The organism is Streptomyces sp. NBC_00576 (genome assembly GCF_036345175.1).
GTDB lineage: Bacteria > Actinomycetota > Actinomycetes > Streptomycetales > Streptomycetaceae > Streptomyces.
The window spans coordinates 1396171-1411119 of record NZ_CP107780.1; the positions used below are offsets into that span (position 1 = coordinate 1396171).

Genomic DNA, 14949 nt, shown 5'->3' on the forward strand with positions numbered 1-14949 from the left:
GTGTGGCACCTTGAGCCGACCGATCAGCGGAGTCGCTACGGATGAGCCAGACACATGCACCGGCACCCTCCTGGCAGGAGGACGTGTTCACCGCGTTGAAGAAGCGCGGAGTCCAGCAGATCGCCTACGTCCCCGACTCCGGCCACTCCCACACCATCCTGGAAGCACGGCGCGACCCGGACATCCATGACGTGGTGCTGACCACCGAGGAGGAGGGCGTCGCCGTGGTCAGCGGAGCTTGGCTGGGCGGTCAGCGGGCGGTGCTGCTGATGCAGAGCAGCGGCGTCGGTAACTGCGTCAACATGTTCTCTCTGCTGCAGATGGCCCGGTTCCCCTTCCTCACGCTGGTGACGATGCGCGGCGAGTACGCCGAGTTCAACCCGTGGCAGGGCCCTATGGGCCGGACCACCCAGCAGGCCCTGGAACTCATGGGCATCACCGTCCTGCGGGCCGACGACCCCGAGGACGTCGCGGAGACCGTCGAGGCCGCCCTGGACTCGGTGTTCGAGGCCGGTGAGCGCGTCGCCGTGCTCCTCGGACAGAAGCTGATCGGCCGCAAGAAGTGGGAGCGCAACTGATGACCGCCACTCTCCCCCGCCTCGACCGGCGCCGCTTCGTCGCCGACCTGATCGGCCGCCTCCCCGAGGAAGCCCTGATCGTCACCGGCCTCGGCTCGCCCAGCTACGACGTGTTCGCCGCCGGCGACCGCCCCGGCACCTTCTACCTCTGGGGTGCGATGGGCGCCGCCGCCCCGCTCGCCCTCGGCCTCGCCCTGGCCCAGCCGGACCGCCCGGTCGTCGCCGTCACCGGCGACGGCGAACACCTCATGGGCATCGGCGCCCTGGCCACCATCGGAGCCGTACTCCCGCCCAACCTGACGGTCGTGGTACTGGACAACGCCCACTTCGGCGAGACCGGTATGCAACCCAGCCACACCGGGCTCGGCACCGACCTCGTCGCCGTCGCCCAGGGTTTCGGCATCCGCGATGCCGTACGGATCACCGACCCCGACCGGACACACGACCTCGCCCTGCGCATCAAGGCGCGCGCGGCGACGACGTACGCACAGGTGCTGATCACCACCGACGAGCCGCCGCGCACCCTGCCGCCACGCGACGGCGTCGCCAACAAGAATTCCTTCCGCGCCGAACTCGGCCTGGGCACCTTCTAGCCGGCGGGACTCCCCCATGCAGCGCTACGAGATGTTCATCGACGGGGAGAGCCGGAAGCCCGGCGCGGGCGAATGGTTCCCCACCGACAACCCCTACCTGGGCACCCCCTGGGCTGAAATCGCCAAGGGCACCGCGGAAGACGTCGACGACGCCGTCCGAGCCGCCCACCGCGCCCTGCACAGCGGGCCCTGGGCCGAGCTCACCGCCAGCGCCCGCGGCTCGCTGCTCCGGCGGCTCGGCGACACCATCGCCGCGAACGCCCGCCGCCTCGCGGAGACCGAAGTCCGCGACAACGGCAAGCTGTTCACGGAGATGTACGGCCAACTGACCTACTTGCCCCAGTGGTTCCACTACTACGGCGGGCTCGCCGACAAGGTCGAGGGCACCGTCCCCCCGTTGGACAAGAAGGGCTACTTCGCCTACACGAAGAAGGAGCCCGTCGGGGTCGTCGCGGTCATCACACCGTGGAACTCCCCGCTGTTGCTGCTGGCCTGGAAGATCGCCCCGGCCCTGGCCGCCGGCTGCACGGTGGTGGTCAAACCGTCGGAGTTCACCTCCGCCTCCACTCTCGAACTGGTCCGGCTCCTCCACGAGGCAGGACTGCCGCCCGGCGTGGTCAATGTCGTCACCGGCTTCGGCCAGGACGTCGGCGCCGCCCTCGTCGAGCACCCCCTCGTCCGCAAGATCACGTTCACCGGGTCGGACGCCACCGGCCGCCGCATCAACCAGGCCGCCGCGCGCGACTTCAAGCGCGTCAGCCTCGAACTCGGCGGCAAGTCGCCCAACATCGTCTTCGCCGACGCCGACTTGGACGCCGCTGTGAACGGCGCGGTCTCCGGCATCTTCGCCGCCACCGGACAGACCTGCATCGCCGGCTCCCGGCTCCTGGTGCAGCAGAACGTGCACGACGAGGTCGTGGGCCGCCTGGTCGAGCTCGCGCGCACCGCCCAAATGGGCGACCCCATGGACGAGGCCACCCAGGTCGGACCCATCACCACCCCGGCCCAGTACGCCAAGGTCCTCGACTACATCGACATCGCGCAGCGCGAAGGCGCCCGGCTCGCCCTCGGCGGCAAGGCCGCCGACGGCGGAGGCTGGTTCGTCGAGCCGACGGTCTTCACCGGCGTACGCAACAGCATGCGCATCGCCCAGGAGGAGGTCTTCGGTCCCGTCCTCGCCGTGATCCCCTTCCACGACGAGGACGAGGCCGTCACCCTCGCCAACGACAGCCGCTACGGCCTCGGCGCCGGCGTCTGGACCAGCGACATCGGGCGCGCCTTCCGCATGGCCGACCGCATCCGCTCCGGCACCGTCTGGGTCAACACCTACCGGGCGGTCAGTTACCTGACGCCGTTCGGCGGCTTCAAGGACTCGGGCATCGGCCGCGAGAACGGCATCGGCGCCATCACGGCGTATCTGGAGGACAAGAGCGTCTGGATCAACACCGGCGCGGCCACCGGCAATCCGTTCGTCCTGCGCTGAAAGGCCCCCAAGGACATCTCCCCGGCGACACGAGCAACGGAGCTTCCCATGTCGCAGTCCAGCACCCCCGTCCCCGCACCGACCCGGGTCACCGCCAACGTCATACGCGGCTGTCTGGGCAACCTCGTCGAGTGGTACGACTGGTTCGTCTACGCCACCTTCAGCGTCTACTTCGCATCCGTGTTCTTCCCCAAGGACAACCAGACGGCCCAACTCCTGTCCACAGCAGTCGTCTTCGCCGTCGGGTTTCTGATGCGTCCGCTCGGCGGCTGGCTGCTCGGCGCATACGCCGACCGGCACGGCCGCCGCCGGGCACTGACCCTGTCGGTCACCCTCATGAGTATCGGCTCACTGACCATCGCGTTCACCCCCTCCCACGACGCCATCGGCCTGTGGGCACCGGCCCTCCTGGTGCTGGCGAGGCTCGCCCAAGGACTCTCCGTCGGCGGCGAGTTCGGCTCCAGCGCCTCCTACCTCGCCGAGATCGCCCCACCCGGACGCCGGGGCTTCTACTCCAGCTTCCAATACGTGTCCATCGTGCTCGGCCAGCTCGCCGCGCTGCTCGTGATGATCGTGCTGCAGAACCTGCTGACCGAGCAGCAGTTGCAGAGCTGGGGCTGGCGCATCCCCTTCGTGATCGGCGCCGTCTCCGGTCTGGTTGTGATGTACCTGCGCCGCACCATGGAGGAGTCGCGGCACTTCCAGGAGGAACAGACGAAAGCCGCCCTGCAGGATCCGGCCGTCAAGGAGCGCAAGGGGGTGCGGGCCCTGTTCGCCGAGTACCCACGCCAGCTGATCGCCGTCTTCGGACTGGCCATCGGCGGCACCGTCGCCTTCTACACCTACACCACATACCTGCAGAAGTACCTAGTGAACACCGCGGGCATCCCCAAGTCGACGGTCTCCGTCATCGGCTTCGCCGCCCTGTTCGTCTACATGCTGCTCCAGCCGGTGGCCGGCCATCTGTCCGACCGCGTCGGACGACGCCCGGTGATGTTCGTCTTCTCCGTCGGCGGCATGCTGCTCACCGTCCCGATCATGACCTTCCTCGGCAACACCGGTAATCCCTGGATCGCCTTCCTGCTGATGACGATCGCCCTCACCTTCGTGACCTGCTACTCGGCCCTGGCCGCCATCATCAAGGCGGAAATGTTCCCCACCAAGGTCCGGGCCCTGGGCGTCGGCCTCCCGCACGCCCTGGTCACCGCCACCTTCGGCGGGATGACGGAACCCATCGCGCTGGGCCTGAAGAACAGCGGCCACGAGACGGTCTTCTTCTGGTACGTCACCGGGTGCATCGCGCTGACCTTCGTGGCCACTCTCCTCGTACGCGAGCCGTCCCGCACATCGCTTCTTGAGACCGCCGAAGCCCCCGCTTCCCGTCCGCTGCCAAAGACAGCACCGCTCACCTGATCACAGCCCAGCCGCACGCAAGACCTCAAGGACAGAAGGACGATGCAGCCCATCCCACCCCCGCTCAGCACCTACGTGGAGTCGTGGACTCCTGGGCCCATCGAGGAGCAGGACCCGCTGGGCGTCGGCCCGGCGGCGGCCCTGTCAGCCGTCCTGGACCTGCCCGCCCCCACCGTGAAGGCCGGCGACCCGCTGCCCCCGCTGTGGCAGTGGCTCTATTTCCTGCACTGGCCCGCCGGTCGGGAGCTCGGCACCGACGGCCACCCGTCGAACGGCCGTTTCCTGCCGCCCCTGCCCCACCGGCAGCGCATGTGGGCCGGCGGCCGCTGCGAAATCACCGAGCCGCTCCGCCTCGGCGAACCCGCCGAACGTGTCAGCTCCCTCGCTTCCGTGACCGCCAAGCGGGGACGCACCGGGGAGATGCTGTTCGTCACCGAACGCCGCGAATTCCGTCAGCACGGGCGGACCTGCCTCGTGGAGGAGCAGGACATCGTCTACCGGTCCGGACGCAGTTCCGGACAACACACGGCCACCGTCGACGAGTCGGCCCGCCCCCACACGGACGAGCCGTGGCAGCTTGACCTGCGCCCCGACCCGGCGCTGCTCTTCCGCTTCAGCGCCCTCACCGCGAACGCCCACCGCATCCACTACGACGCCCCGTACTGCCGGGACGAGGAGGGCTATCCCGGACTCGTCGTCCACGGCCCCCTGCTGGCCCTGCTGATGCTGGAACTCGCCCGCCGCCACGCCCCCGGCCGGCAGGTGCGCTCCCTGTCGTACCGGCTGCTTCGGCCGGTGTTCGCCGGCGAACACCTCGTGGCCTGCGGCACGCCCCGTGGCGACCGAGCCGAACTGCGCGTCGCCACCCATCGGGAGGAACGGCACGCCGAGGCGGAGGTGACCTTCGCATGATCCCGATCACCACCGCCCGCAGCCTCCTCTTCGTGCCGGGACACCGGCCCGACCGCTTCGACAGGGCTGCCTCCTCCGGCGCCGACGTGGTGATCATCGACCTTGAGGACGCGGTCGCCGCCGAGGAAAAGGACCGCGCCCGCGACAACGCCGCGGCCTGGCTCGCCCTCGGCAACCGCGCGATCGTAAGGATCAACGCGCCCGGGACCCCGTGGTCCGAGGCCGACCTGCGCATGGCGGCCGACCACGGCTGCGCTGTCATGGTGCCCAAGGCGGAGGACTCCGCCGTACTGGCCGACCTCGCCGCCCACACGGCCGACCGATGCGACCTCGTCCCACTCATCGAGACCGCACTCGGCGTGGAACGGGCGCGCGAGGTGTGCGCCACACCGGGCGTCGCCCGTGCCGCCTTCGGCAACGTCGACCTGGCCGTCCAACTCGGCGTCGCCCAGGACGATCACACGGCCCTGGCCTACGCACGCTCCAGACTGGTCGTCGCCTCGGCCGCAGCGGGCATCTCCCCGCCCATCGACGGCGTCACCACGGCCGTACGGGACATGGACACGCTCTCCGCCGACATCGCCCACGCCCGACGGCTGGGCTTCACAGGCAAACTCTGCGTCCATCCGTACCAACTCCTCCCCGTGACCGACGGGTTCGCCCCTTCGGCCGAGGAAGTGCGGTGGGCAAGCGCGGTCCTCGGCGCCGGAGAGTCGGTCACCACGGTCGACGGGCAGATGGTCGACAAGCCAGTGCTGGAACGCGCACGACGCGTCCTGGCACAGGCCCACGGACCGCACGGACCGCACCCCTCAACATGACAGGGCTGGTGCTCCGAGCGCGGGTGCGACGAAGTACGACGCACGTGCCGGGCCGCGGCGGTGGAGTCGGTGTGGTTCACGTGCGCTTGCGCCGCCTCGCTCGTGAGGCTGACCGTGGCCAGGTGGCCGGGACCGCACACTGCCCCTCGCGACGGGCGTGGTCCAAGGACGGGTTCCAGGCGCCATCCTTGGGCAGCCCGTCCTGAGGATCGGCGAGTTGCGCCGCCTCTCATTGTGAGACGATATCGGACCTTCTCCATATAAATGGCTTGCCCTTTAATGGTGCCCACTCCACGCCGGCGCCCCACCCTCTCGCCTCTCGCCTCTCGGAATTCCAGCATCCAGGGAACGTGATTTTGGCGAGGAGTTCAGAACGAGACGCAAGCCAAGCAGTCTATGACTGAGGCGCGCCGGCACTCTTCCCTGCCCGGAGGAATTTCATGCGCAATCCATCGTCAACTCCACCTGCCTACATTCCGTCTCTTCCGGGGTCATCGAGCTCTCCACCGGAAGGGGGATCGGCCGCGGAGGGGTCGGGATATCAAAAATCCCTGAAAAATCGTCAGATCCAGATGATCGCGATCGGTGGTGCCATCGGAACGGGTCTCTTCATGGGGGCCGGCGGACGCCTGAACCAGGCGGGTCCGTCCCTCATCCTCATCTACGCCGTCTGCGGGTTCTTCGCTTTCCTCATGCTTCGGGCGATGGGCGAACTGATTCTGCACCGTCCGTCATCCGGGTCGTTCGTCTCGTACGCCCGTGAGTTCTACGGCGAGAAGGCGGCGTACACCGCCGGCTGGCTGTACTGGCTCAACTGGGCGATGACTTCCATCGTGGATGTGACGGCGGCGGCTCTGTACATGGACTTCTTCAAGAAGTACTGGGAGCCGATCTCCTCGGTCCCCCAGTGGGTGTGGGCCCTGACCGCCCTGGTCGTGGTGCTGGCGCTGAACCTGTTGTCCGTCAAGGTGTTCGGTGAGATGGAGTTCTGGTTCGCCCTGATCAAGGTGCTGGCGCTGGTGGCCTTCCTGGTCGTCGGGACGCTGTTTGTGATCTTCGGGACTCCCGTCGACGGCCACGAGGTCGGTTTCAGTGTCATCGGTGACCACGGAGGGCTGGTTCCCAACGGAGTGCTGCAGGCGGTCGTCCTCGTCCAGGGCGTGATGTTCGCCTATGCGGGAATCGAACTCCTCGGCACGGCCGCGGGCGAGACGGAGGAGCCGGGCAAGATCATTCCAAGGGCGATCAACTCCGTCATTCTGCGCATCGCGATCTTCTACGTCGGATCGGTCCTTCTACTGACCCTGCTCCTGCCGTACACGGCCTATCAGGCCGGAACCAGCCCGTTCGTCACATTCTTCGGCTCCATCGGAGTCAGCGGCGTCGATGCGATCATGAACCTGGTGGTTCTCACGGCCGCCTTGTCGTCGCTCAACGCGGGACTCTATTCCACCGGCCGCATCCTGCACTCCATGGCCAAGAACGGTTCGGCGCCCCGCTACGCCGCACGCATGACCCCGTCAGGCGTGCCCTACGGCGGAATAGCGCTCACCGCCATCGTGACGCTGGTGGGGGTCGCTTTGAATGCTGTCGTCCCATCCCAGGCATTCGAGATCGTCCTCAACATCGCCTCTCTGGGCATCCTGGCAAGCTGGGGAACGATCGTGCTCTGCCAGTTGAAGCTGTACCGAATGGCTGAACAGGGAAGCGTGGAACGGCCTAAGTTCCGGCTGTTCGGAGCCCCGTACACCTCGTATCTGACTCTTGCCTTCCTCGCCGCCGTGCTCGTGCTCATCGGACTCGACTATCCGATCGGCACCTATACGATTTCCTCCCTCCTGCTCGTCATTCCCGCACTCGTCGGTGGGTGGTTTCTCTGCCGTGACCGCATCGCCCTGATAGCGAGTCAGAGGAGGGGGCACGACAGCCGGGTGGCGCCCGTCGGCGTACCCGCCCAATCGGCGGGATTCGATTCCTCCGGTACGACCTGACTCCCTCGGTTCGTCGCCGCGGTGAGACCCATCACGGCGGTGGGCGGTTGTGTGCCTCGACCGGGGCACACAACCGCCCTTCCCGTTCCGATCCCGACCGGCAGCGAGCAGGCACTCGGCGAGGCCCGGGGGGCTGGTCGTCCCGTCGAGGAAGCCACGGACCGAACCGCGAACGCCCCAGCGCCGAAGGCGCCGCCGCCCCATGTCCATACGGGCGCGGAACAACGCGTCTGCGCACAGGCTCTCGGGACGACGCGAGAGCTGTCCGACGCCGACGCGAAGGCCGAGCCGGTCATAGTAGGTGCTCTTTCCGGCCGTCCGTCGTCACCGAGGCCCAATCGGAAACCCGCTGACAGGCCACGCTCTGCCCGGTGCCCGAGTGCGGACTTCCGGGCTGTTCACGAGGCGGAGGCTACCGGGCCGGATTTTGTCCCGAGGGCTCCCGTCCGACAGGACGGCCCCGTCGACGGTGACGTCGACGGGGCTGTTGCGGTTCGTGCGGGGTCGGTCCTGTGGCGGCTGGACGTCGCGGCCAGCACGGCCGACGTCGTCTCAGGGCCTGAGCCGTCAGGCGTCGGCGTCCGCGCGTGAGACGAGGTCCGCGATACGGGCCCACATCTGCGGCGGGTTGGAGTACATCGGGAAATGGGCGCAGTGCTCGATCTCGGCGAGCTCGACGCCGCCTTCGGCCAGGGTGGGGAGGTAGGACAGGGTGCTGTTCTGCTCCCCGTACATGAATATCTTCGGCGCGGGGATTCCGAGGAACCGGTCGAGCAGCTTGCCGTGGTCGGAGAGGTCGACCATGGACTCGAAGATGGCCCTGACCGCTGCGGCCCGGACCTTGTGGGGAAGGCTCGCCGCGTACAAGGCGCCGCCGTAGAAGCGTGAGCCGCCGACGCGTTCGGCGAACCGGGCCAGGAACTCGTCGGGATCGTCCTGGGAGTGAGTGACGATCTGCCGGCTGAGGAAGCAGTCCTCGGGTGCGACGTTGCCCTCGATGTTGGTGAAGCTCGCGACCCTGCCGGGGTCGCCGTCGGCGAGCATGAGTGCGGTCAGGCCGCCCATCGAGTGCCCGATGACATGGAACCGGTCGATCTGCCGGGCCCTCAGTACCTGTTCGGCGACGGAGACGAGGAAAGGGATGGAGACGGCGCCCAGGTCCGTGCAGCTGCTGGCGCCGCAGCCGGGCGCGTCGTAGGCCAGGACGGGCCGGTCGGCCAGCGCGGTCTGGTGGACGACATCCGCGTAGTCCTCCTTCGTCGAGCCGAAGCCGTGCAGGAAGACCAGGGGCGTGCCGGCCCCACCGCGGTGGAGGCCGGACACCTCGACGCGGGTCGCGCCGACGGTCAGGGGGAGCGTGAAGCGTTCGAGCTTCCTCACCGGGCTCGCCGGGCTCATCGGACCTCCTCCAGCTGTTGCGCGGCCGTCTCATGCACCGTGGATCCGAAGGCGGTCCGCAGTCGCTCGATCGCGGTGACCAACGTGTCGTCGTCGACGGCGAAGCACACCCGGATGCGTCCAGGCGCGTGGAACGCCTCGCCGGGTACGACCGCGAGATGGACCCTGTCGAGGAGCCACGCGGCGAGGTCGGCGCTGCTGGTCCAGCCGCGGTCGCGGAGCAGTCCGCTGACGTCGGGGAAGGCGAACATGCCACCGTCGGGCAGCGGGCAGTCGATGCCGTCGATCCCGTTCAGCGCCTCCACCAGCAGCGCGCGCCGGCGCCGGTAGTCGCGTGCGGCCCCGACGGGGGTACCGGTGTCGCCCAGCGCGGCGAGGGCGGCCCGCTGGGTGACCGTCGGGACATGGGTGATGGTGCGCGACACGTGCAGCCGCGCCGAGGCAACAATCTCCGGCGGCGCCGCGAGCCAGCCGACGCGCCAGCCTGTCATGGCGTGTTCCTTGGACACTCCGCCGACGACGACGGTACGTCCGCGCAGTTGAGGAGCCACTCGCAGGATCGACCGGTAGGTCCCGGTGTAGTCGAACGCCCGGTAGATGTCGTCGCTGATGACCCAGATGCCGTGCTGCTGCGCCCAGTCGGCGATCTCCCGCAGCCTCGCCTCGGGGTAGACGGCGCCGGTGGGATTGCCCGGGCTGGAGAGAATCACCGCCCGTGTCCGCGGGGTACGGCAGTGGTCGAGTGTCTCGGCCGAGAGCCGGAATGCCTCGTCGGTGGCGACCGGGACGGCGGCACCGCCGGCGGCGGTGACGACTTCGGCGTGCCCGGGCCAGCCGGGCGCGGCGACCAGGACCTCGTCACCGGCGTCGATCAGGGCCTGGGTGGCGAGGAAGAGGGCGTGCTTCGCGCCGAGGGCGATCTGCATGTCGTCCGCGCTCCAGGGGAGCCCGGTGTCACCGGCGACGGTGGTGGCGACGAGCGCACGCAGGGCGGCATCGCCCTGGGCCGTCCCGTAGTGGTGGGTGGCGGGGTCGCGGACCGCGGCCACGGCGGCCTCCACCACCGCGGCACTGCTGGCCGCCTGGGGTTCACCGGCGGCGAGCGTGATGACGTCCGCGCCCCGGGCGCGCAGCGCTTCGGCCTGGGCGGCCACGGCGAAGATCGGGTTGTCCGTCATCGGTGTCGTCACCGCCCGGCCGCTTCGAAGTTGTTGTACAGGTCAAGGGTGCTGCGGCCCTCCCGCAACTGCTTCATCAGCTCATTCTCGTGGGCCACGCGCGCGTCGGCCCGGTCGAGGATCCGCTCGGTGTCGGACGCCGGAAGCGCCACGACTCCGTCGACGTCGCCGACGACGAGGTCGCCGGTGTGGACCGTGACGCCACCGACCTTGACGGGTCGCCCGGGAACGCCGCGGAAGTCCTTGCGGGTGCCGAGGATGGAGTTGTTGCGCGAGAAGACCGGGAAGCCGAGCGCCTCTGTCTCCGCCGCGTCGCGGACGCCGCCGTCGATGAGGAGGCCCGCGATCCCGCGCTGTTGGGCGGCCACCGTGAGGATCTCGCCCCAGTGGCCGAAGCGGGCGCCGCCGAGGTCGGCGACCAGGACCGACCCTGGCGGGGCCTGCAGTACGGCGTGGTGCAGGGCGAGGTTGTCGCCGCCGGCGCCCTGCACGGTGAACGCCGGGCCGCACAGCCGGGCACCGGACCACAGGGACCGGATCTCCGGGGACAGGGCCACGGGCAGTCCGGACGCCTCGGACAGGGTCGCGCTGGAGTGGCCGCGGGCGAGGTCGTGCGTGCTCACGAGGGGTCCTTCCGGGTCTGGTCGTTCGGGGTCTGGAGCGAGTGGTAGCCGTGCCGCGCACGCGCCTCGGCGAGCGAGGCACCGCCGCGGACGGCCTCGACGATGGCGTCCTCGACGCGGTCGATACGGCGGGCGATGTCCGCGACCTCGTCCCAGCGGGCGGCCGGGACGGCCACGGCGCCGTCGTCGTCGGCCACGAGGATGTCGCCGGGATGGATGAGGACGCCGTCGACGGTGACGGCCGTCTGCACCGCGGCCACCCGGACGCGGTCCTTGCCGGTGCGCATGAACCGGGAGACCGACCAGATCGGGTAGCCGGCGTCGGTCGCGATGGCGACGTCCCGGCAGGTGCCGTGGATGACGGTGCCCGCGATGCCGCGCGCGTGGGCGATCTGGCTCATGATGCCGCCCCACACCGTGCAGTCGGTGCGTCCGGCGTTGTCGATCAGGATGACCGCTCCGGCAGGGACGTCGTCGAGGAAGTCGCCCACCGTGCCGCCGGCCTCGTCGACCGGTTCGTAGGTGACGGTGAAGACCGGCCCGACCGTCCGCTGGCCCTGGCGCAGCGCGCCGATGCCATGGAGGGATCCGGGGAGCCCGAGCGAGTCGAGGGCGTCGGAGACCGACGCGGTGGACAGGTCGGTGACGAGGTTCGAGGTGGCGGTGGGGTCACTCATCGGACCGACTCCTTGTCTCCGGCGAGGCGGGCGTCGTGCATGGCCCGGGCGAGGGGCACACCCGCGCGCACCTCGTCCGCGATGGCGCGCTCCCGGGCTACGATCCCGGTGGCGATCTCGGCCACTTCCTCGGCCCGGTCCCGCGGGACGACGACGAGACCGGTCTCGTCGGCCAGGACGACGTCGCCCTGCTCGACCGTGAGCCCGGCGACGGCGACCGGCTCGCCTGTGGAGCGCTGCTGCAGCCGGCCCCGCGCCGTGGCGGGTATCGACCCCCGCGAGAACACGGGGAAGTCCAGCTCACGGGCCTCCGCCACGTCCCGGCACACACCGTCGGCGACGACACCGCGCACACCACGAAGGGAAGCGCCCAGGCTCAGGATGCCGCCCCAACAGGACACGTCGGTGCGGCCCTGGTTGTCGACGACGATCACGCTCTGGTCGTCCGCGTTCTCGACGGCCGTGGTGGCGATGTGGGCTCCGGCCGGTCCTTCGGCACGCGGTTCGAGGCCCACGGTGACGGCGAATCCCACCACTGCTGCGGGGCCCCACACCGGACGGATGCCGCCGACTCCGGAGGGAAGCCCGAGCTGGTCGAGCGCGTCGCTGACCGCGGCGGAGTCGAGCGCCGCGAAGCGGTCCAGGAGAGATGAGTTGCTCATGTCTTCCACTTCAACAGCCACCACTGATATTGTGAAGGTCTGATTTCATCTCTCAGTAAGAGGCAAAACGAATCGTGGTCGAGATCCGGCAGGCCCGCTATTTCGTCGCGGTCGCCGAGGAACTCCACTTCGGCCGTGCGGCGCAGCGCCTGCAGATGTCCCAGCCTCCGCTGTCCCAGGCGATCAAGCAGCTCGAACAGCAGCTCGGCTGCGAACTGCTGCACCGCACTCAGCGGTCGGTCGCCCTCAGCGCCGCCGGGGCCGTTTTCCTGGACCACTGCCGCGCACTGGTCCGACAGGCTGAGGAGGCGGAGATCGCCGCCCGTCAGGCCGCCACCGGACAGGGCGGGCGACTGACCCTGGGTGCGGTCACCTCGGCGTTCTCCTGGCCGTTGCCCCTTGTGTTGAAGCGGTTCCACGAGGCGCTGCCGGACGTCGAGATCCGCACCCGGGAGATCGACACCCACGAGGCGGGCCCGGGCCTCCTCGACCGCTCGCTCGACTGGGCGATCGTCCGCCAGACCGCCCCGGTGCGCGGCACCACGGCGACCTCGCTCTACGCCGACCGGTTCGTCGCCGCCCTGCCGGCCGGCCACCAGGCCGCCGACACTACTGACTCCCTCGATCTGGCCGACCTCGCCGCCGACACCTGGGTCTGGCTGCACCGGCACATCTCGCCCGACTACCACGACGCCATGGCAACCATGTGCCGGGCCGCCGGCTTCAGCCCTGTCCCCGCCCACTGGGCACGGTCGGTGACCTCACAGATCGCCATGGTCGAGTGCGGCCTCGGCGTCACCGTCGTACCCGCCGCGGCCTCCGCGTCCCACCCCGCCGTACACTTCAGACCCCTCCGCCACACGACGACGACCATCGAACTCACCGCCATGACCCGCTCCACCCCCGGCGCCCTGGCCGAACACCTCACCGCCATCGCGACCCGGCTGACCACAGCTCAGGCACCGCCATCGCACGACTGATTCCGGATGGCGCCCACCCCGGCCCTGGCAGGCATTCACACGCGGGCCCACCAGCGACCCCACCGGCACTGAACCTGAATGCACACTGACAGAAGGGCGTCGACCGCACCGTGGTGCCGCGAGCGGTGAGCTTGCTACTCCGCGTAGTAGGTGGCGTCCTGCCGGTCGAGTGTCGTGCTGACCGGTTGGACGTAGAGCAGGTTGTTGTAGTGGCGGATGTAGCGGCCGGGAAAGTTGTACGACTCGAAGGAGATGCCGTCGACGGAGTCGGCGAGTCCGGCGCGCTGGGTGAAGGAGGCATCGTTCCTGAAGAGGATCGTGCCGTCGTTCTTCTCGACCCAGACCTCGAAGTTGTTGTGGCGCAGGTAGTAGCCGGGGAAGTTGGCCGACTCGAGGGAGACCGTGCCGGTGCCGGCCAGGCCGGGGACGACGCGGAACTGGGAGTCGGCGAGGTTGGTGACGTTCGCCTGGGTCTTGGCCCTGAACCCTTCGTGCCGGATGTAGCGGTCGGGGAAGTTGTACGAGGAGAAGCGGACGGGGGTGACGCCGTCGGCCACCGGGATGCCGAAGTTGGGCATGCCGTCGGCGTTCCAGTAGATCTTCTGGAAGCGGGTGCGGCGGTTGGGGTCGTTGAGCGGGTCGCCGGTGATGTCCTTGTAGTTGCGGTCGTGGTAAACGAGGATGTCGGACTTTCCGTCCTCGGAGACGGCGAAGGAGTTGTGGCCGGGGCCGTACTGGCCGGTGGCGTCGTTGCTCTTGAACACCGGCTCGGTGCTCTTGGTCCAGGACCCGGGATCCGTCAGGTCGGCGGTGGCGTCGGCGGTCAGCATGCCGAGGCAGTAGTTGGCGTCGGTGGCACTGGCCGAGTAGGTGACGAAGACCTTGCCGTTCTTCTGCAGGACAGCAGGACCCTCGTTGACGTCGAACCCCTGCTTCTCCCAGGCGAACTCCGGGGTGGACAGACGTACTTGCTCTCCGGTGATCGTCCAAGGGTTGGACATCTTCGCCAGGTAGATGCCGCCAGGGCCGGAGGGGTTGGACTGCGCCCAGACGAGGTAGCGGGTGCCGTTGTTGACGAAGGTCGTGTGGTCCAGGGACCAGGAATCCCAGTTGGTGGTGATGCGGCCCTTCTCGGCCCAGGGGCCGGTCAGCGGGTTCGCGGCGCTGGACTCCAGCGCGTACATCCGGATCTTCCACTTGTCGCCTGCGGAGCCGGCGGAGAAGTAGACGTACCACTTGCCGTCGATGAAGTGGATCTCCGGGGCCCAGATGTGAGCGCCCATCTCACCGCTGGCGTGCTTGGTCCAGATGGTGGTCTCGGGGGCGGTGGCGAGGCCCTGGAGGGTGGTGGCCCGGCGCATCACGATCTTGTCGTACGCCGGTACCGTGGCGGTGAAGTAGTAGAAGCCGTCGGTGTGCTTGAAGACGTGCGGGTCGGCGCGCTGGAGCGCGATCGGGTTGGTGAGGTTCGCGGCCGAGGAGGCCGGCGCGGCAGCGCGGGCGGGCGCACCGGTGGTGGCGAAGACGACCAGTGCGATGGCCCCCGCGGTCAGCGCGCGGCGGCTTATGAGGCGGGTCATGGGGCGATACTCCTGGGGGTCAGGCGTGGAAGGGGAAGACGGGTGGCAGCCAGGGGTAAG

At 69.1% G+C, this 14949-nt stretch carries 14 protein-coding genes; 8 read left to right on the forward strand and 6 right to left on the reverse strand.

Annotated features, from left to right (window positions below):
- The first annotated feature begins 41 nt into the window (after window positions 1-41).
- From OG734_RS05890 to OG734_RS05920, 7 genes are all read left to right on the forward strand, one after another.
- The gene (locus OG734_RS05890; RefSeq protein WP_330286393.1) at window positions 42-578 is read left to right on the forward strand and encodes a phosphonopyruvate decarboxylase; all 537 of its coding nucleotides are present in this window, start codon (window positions 42-44) and stop codon (window positions 576-578) included.
- Window positions 578-1171, forward strand: a complete 594-nt coding sequence (locus OG734_RS05895; RefSeq protein WP_330286394.1) for a thiamine pyrophosphate-dependent enzyme — start codon at window positions 578-580, stop codon at window positions 1169-1171. The genes OG734_RS05890 and OG734_RS05895 overlap by 1 nt, the downstream gene beginning before the upstream one ends.
- 16 nt (window positions 1172-1187) lie before the next feature.
- The gene (locus tag OG734_RS05900; RefSeq protein ID WP_330286395.1) at window positions 1188-2654 is read left to right on the forward strand and encodes an aldehyde dehydrogenase; all 1467 of its coding nucleotides are present in this window, start codon (window positions 1188-1190) and stop codon (window positions 2652-2654) included.
- Window positions 2655-2702: 48 nt separating this feature from the next.
- Window positions 2703-4067, forward strand: a complete 1365-nt coding sequence (locus OG734_RS05905) for an MFS transporter (RefSeq protein WP_330286396.1) — start codon at window positions 2703-2705, stop codon at window positions 4065-4067.
- A 42-nt stretch (window positions 4068-4109) separates the two neighbouring features.
- Entirely contained in the window at window positions 4110-4979 is an 870-nt protein-coding gene (locus OG734_RS05910) for a hypothetical protein (RefSeq protein ID WP_330286397.1), read from the forward strand.
- A complete protein-coding gene (locus tag OG734_RS05915; protein WP_330286398.1) occupies window positions 4976-5800 on the forward strand; it encodes an HpcH/HpaI aldolase/citrate lyase family protein in 825 nt (274 codons plus the stop codon). The genes OG734_RS05910 and OG734_RS05915 overlap by 4 nt, the downstream gene beginning before the upstream one ends.
- 440 nt (window positions 5801-6240) lie before the next feature.
- Entirely contained in the window at window positions 6241-7791 is a 1551-nt protein-coding gene (locus OG734_RS05920) for an amino acid permease (RefSeq protein WP_443064830.1), read from the forward strand.
- Between the two features lie 567 nt (window positions 7792-8358).
- On the opposite strand, the gene OG734_RS05925 is transcribed toward OG734_RS05920, so the two are convergent.
- Genes OG734_RS05925 through OG734_RS05945 form a run of 5 tightly spaced genes read right to left on the reverse strand, consistent with a single transcriptional unit; the run spans window position 8359 to window position 12329 of the window.
- Entirely contained in the window at window positions 8359-9189 is an 831-nt protein-coding gene (locus OG734_RS05925) for an alpha/beta fold hydrolase (RefSeq protein WP_330286399.1), read from the reverse strand.
- Window positions 9186-10367 carry an aminotransferase class I/II-fold pyridoxal phosphate-dependent enzyme gene (locus OG734_RS05930; RefSeq protein WP_330286400.1) on the reverse strand — a complete coding sequence of 394 codons (1182 nt, stop codon included), beginning with the start codon at window positions 10365-10367 and terminating at the stop codon, window positions 9186-9188. The genes OG734_RS05925 and OG734_RS05930 overlap by 4 nt, the downstream gene beginning before the upstream one ends.
- Window positions 10368-10375: 8 nt before the next feature.
- Entirely contained in the window at window positions 10376-10990 is a 615-nt protein-coding gene (locus tag OG734_RS05935; protein ID WP_330286401.1) for an RraA family protein, read from the reverse strand.
- Window positions 10987-11667: an RraA family protein gene (locus tag OG734_RS05940; protein ID WP_330286402.1), complete on the reverse strand. Its 681-nt coding sequence runs from the start codon at window positions 11665-11667 to the stop codon at window positions 10987-10989. The genes OG734_RS05935 and OG734_RS05940 overlap by 4 nt, the downstream gene beginning before the upstream one ends.
- Window positions 11664-12329: an RraA family protein gene (locus OG734_RS05945; protein ID WP_330286403.1), complete on the reverse strand. Its 666-nt coding sequence runs from the start codon at window positions 12327-12329 to the stop codon at window positions 11664-11666. The genes OG734_RS05940 and OG734_RS05945 overlap by 4 nt, the downstream gene beginning before the upstream one ends.
- A 74-nt stretch (window positions 12330-12403) precedes the next feature.
- Between OG734_RS05945 and OG734_RS05950 the strand changes: the two genes are divergently transcribed.
- The gene (locus OG734_RS05950) at window positions 12404-13309 is read left to right on the forward strand and encodes a LysR substrate-binding domain-containing protein (protein ID WP_330286404.1); all 906 of its coding nucleotides are present in this window, start codon (window positions 12404-12406) and stop codon (window positions 13307-13309) included.
- 134 nt (window positions 13310-13443) lie between these two features.
- Here the strand turns inward: OG734_RS05950 and OG734_RS05955 are convergent, their stop codons facing one another.
- Window positions 13444-14889 carry a family 43 glycosylhydrolase gene (locus OG734_RS05955; RefSeq protein WP_330286405.1) on the reverse strand — a complete coding sequence of 482 codons (1446 nt, stop codon included), beginning with the start codon at window positions 14887-14889 and terminating at the stop codon, window positions 13444-13446.
- Window positions 14890-14949: the final 60 nt, after the last annotated feature.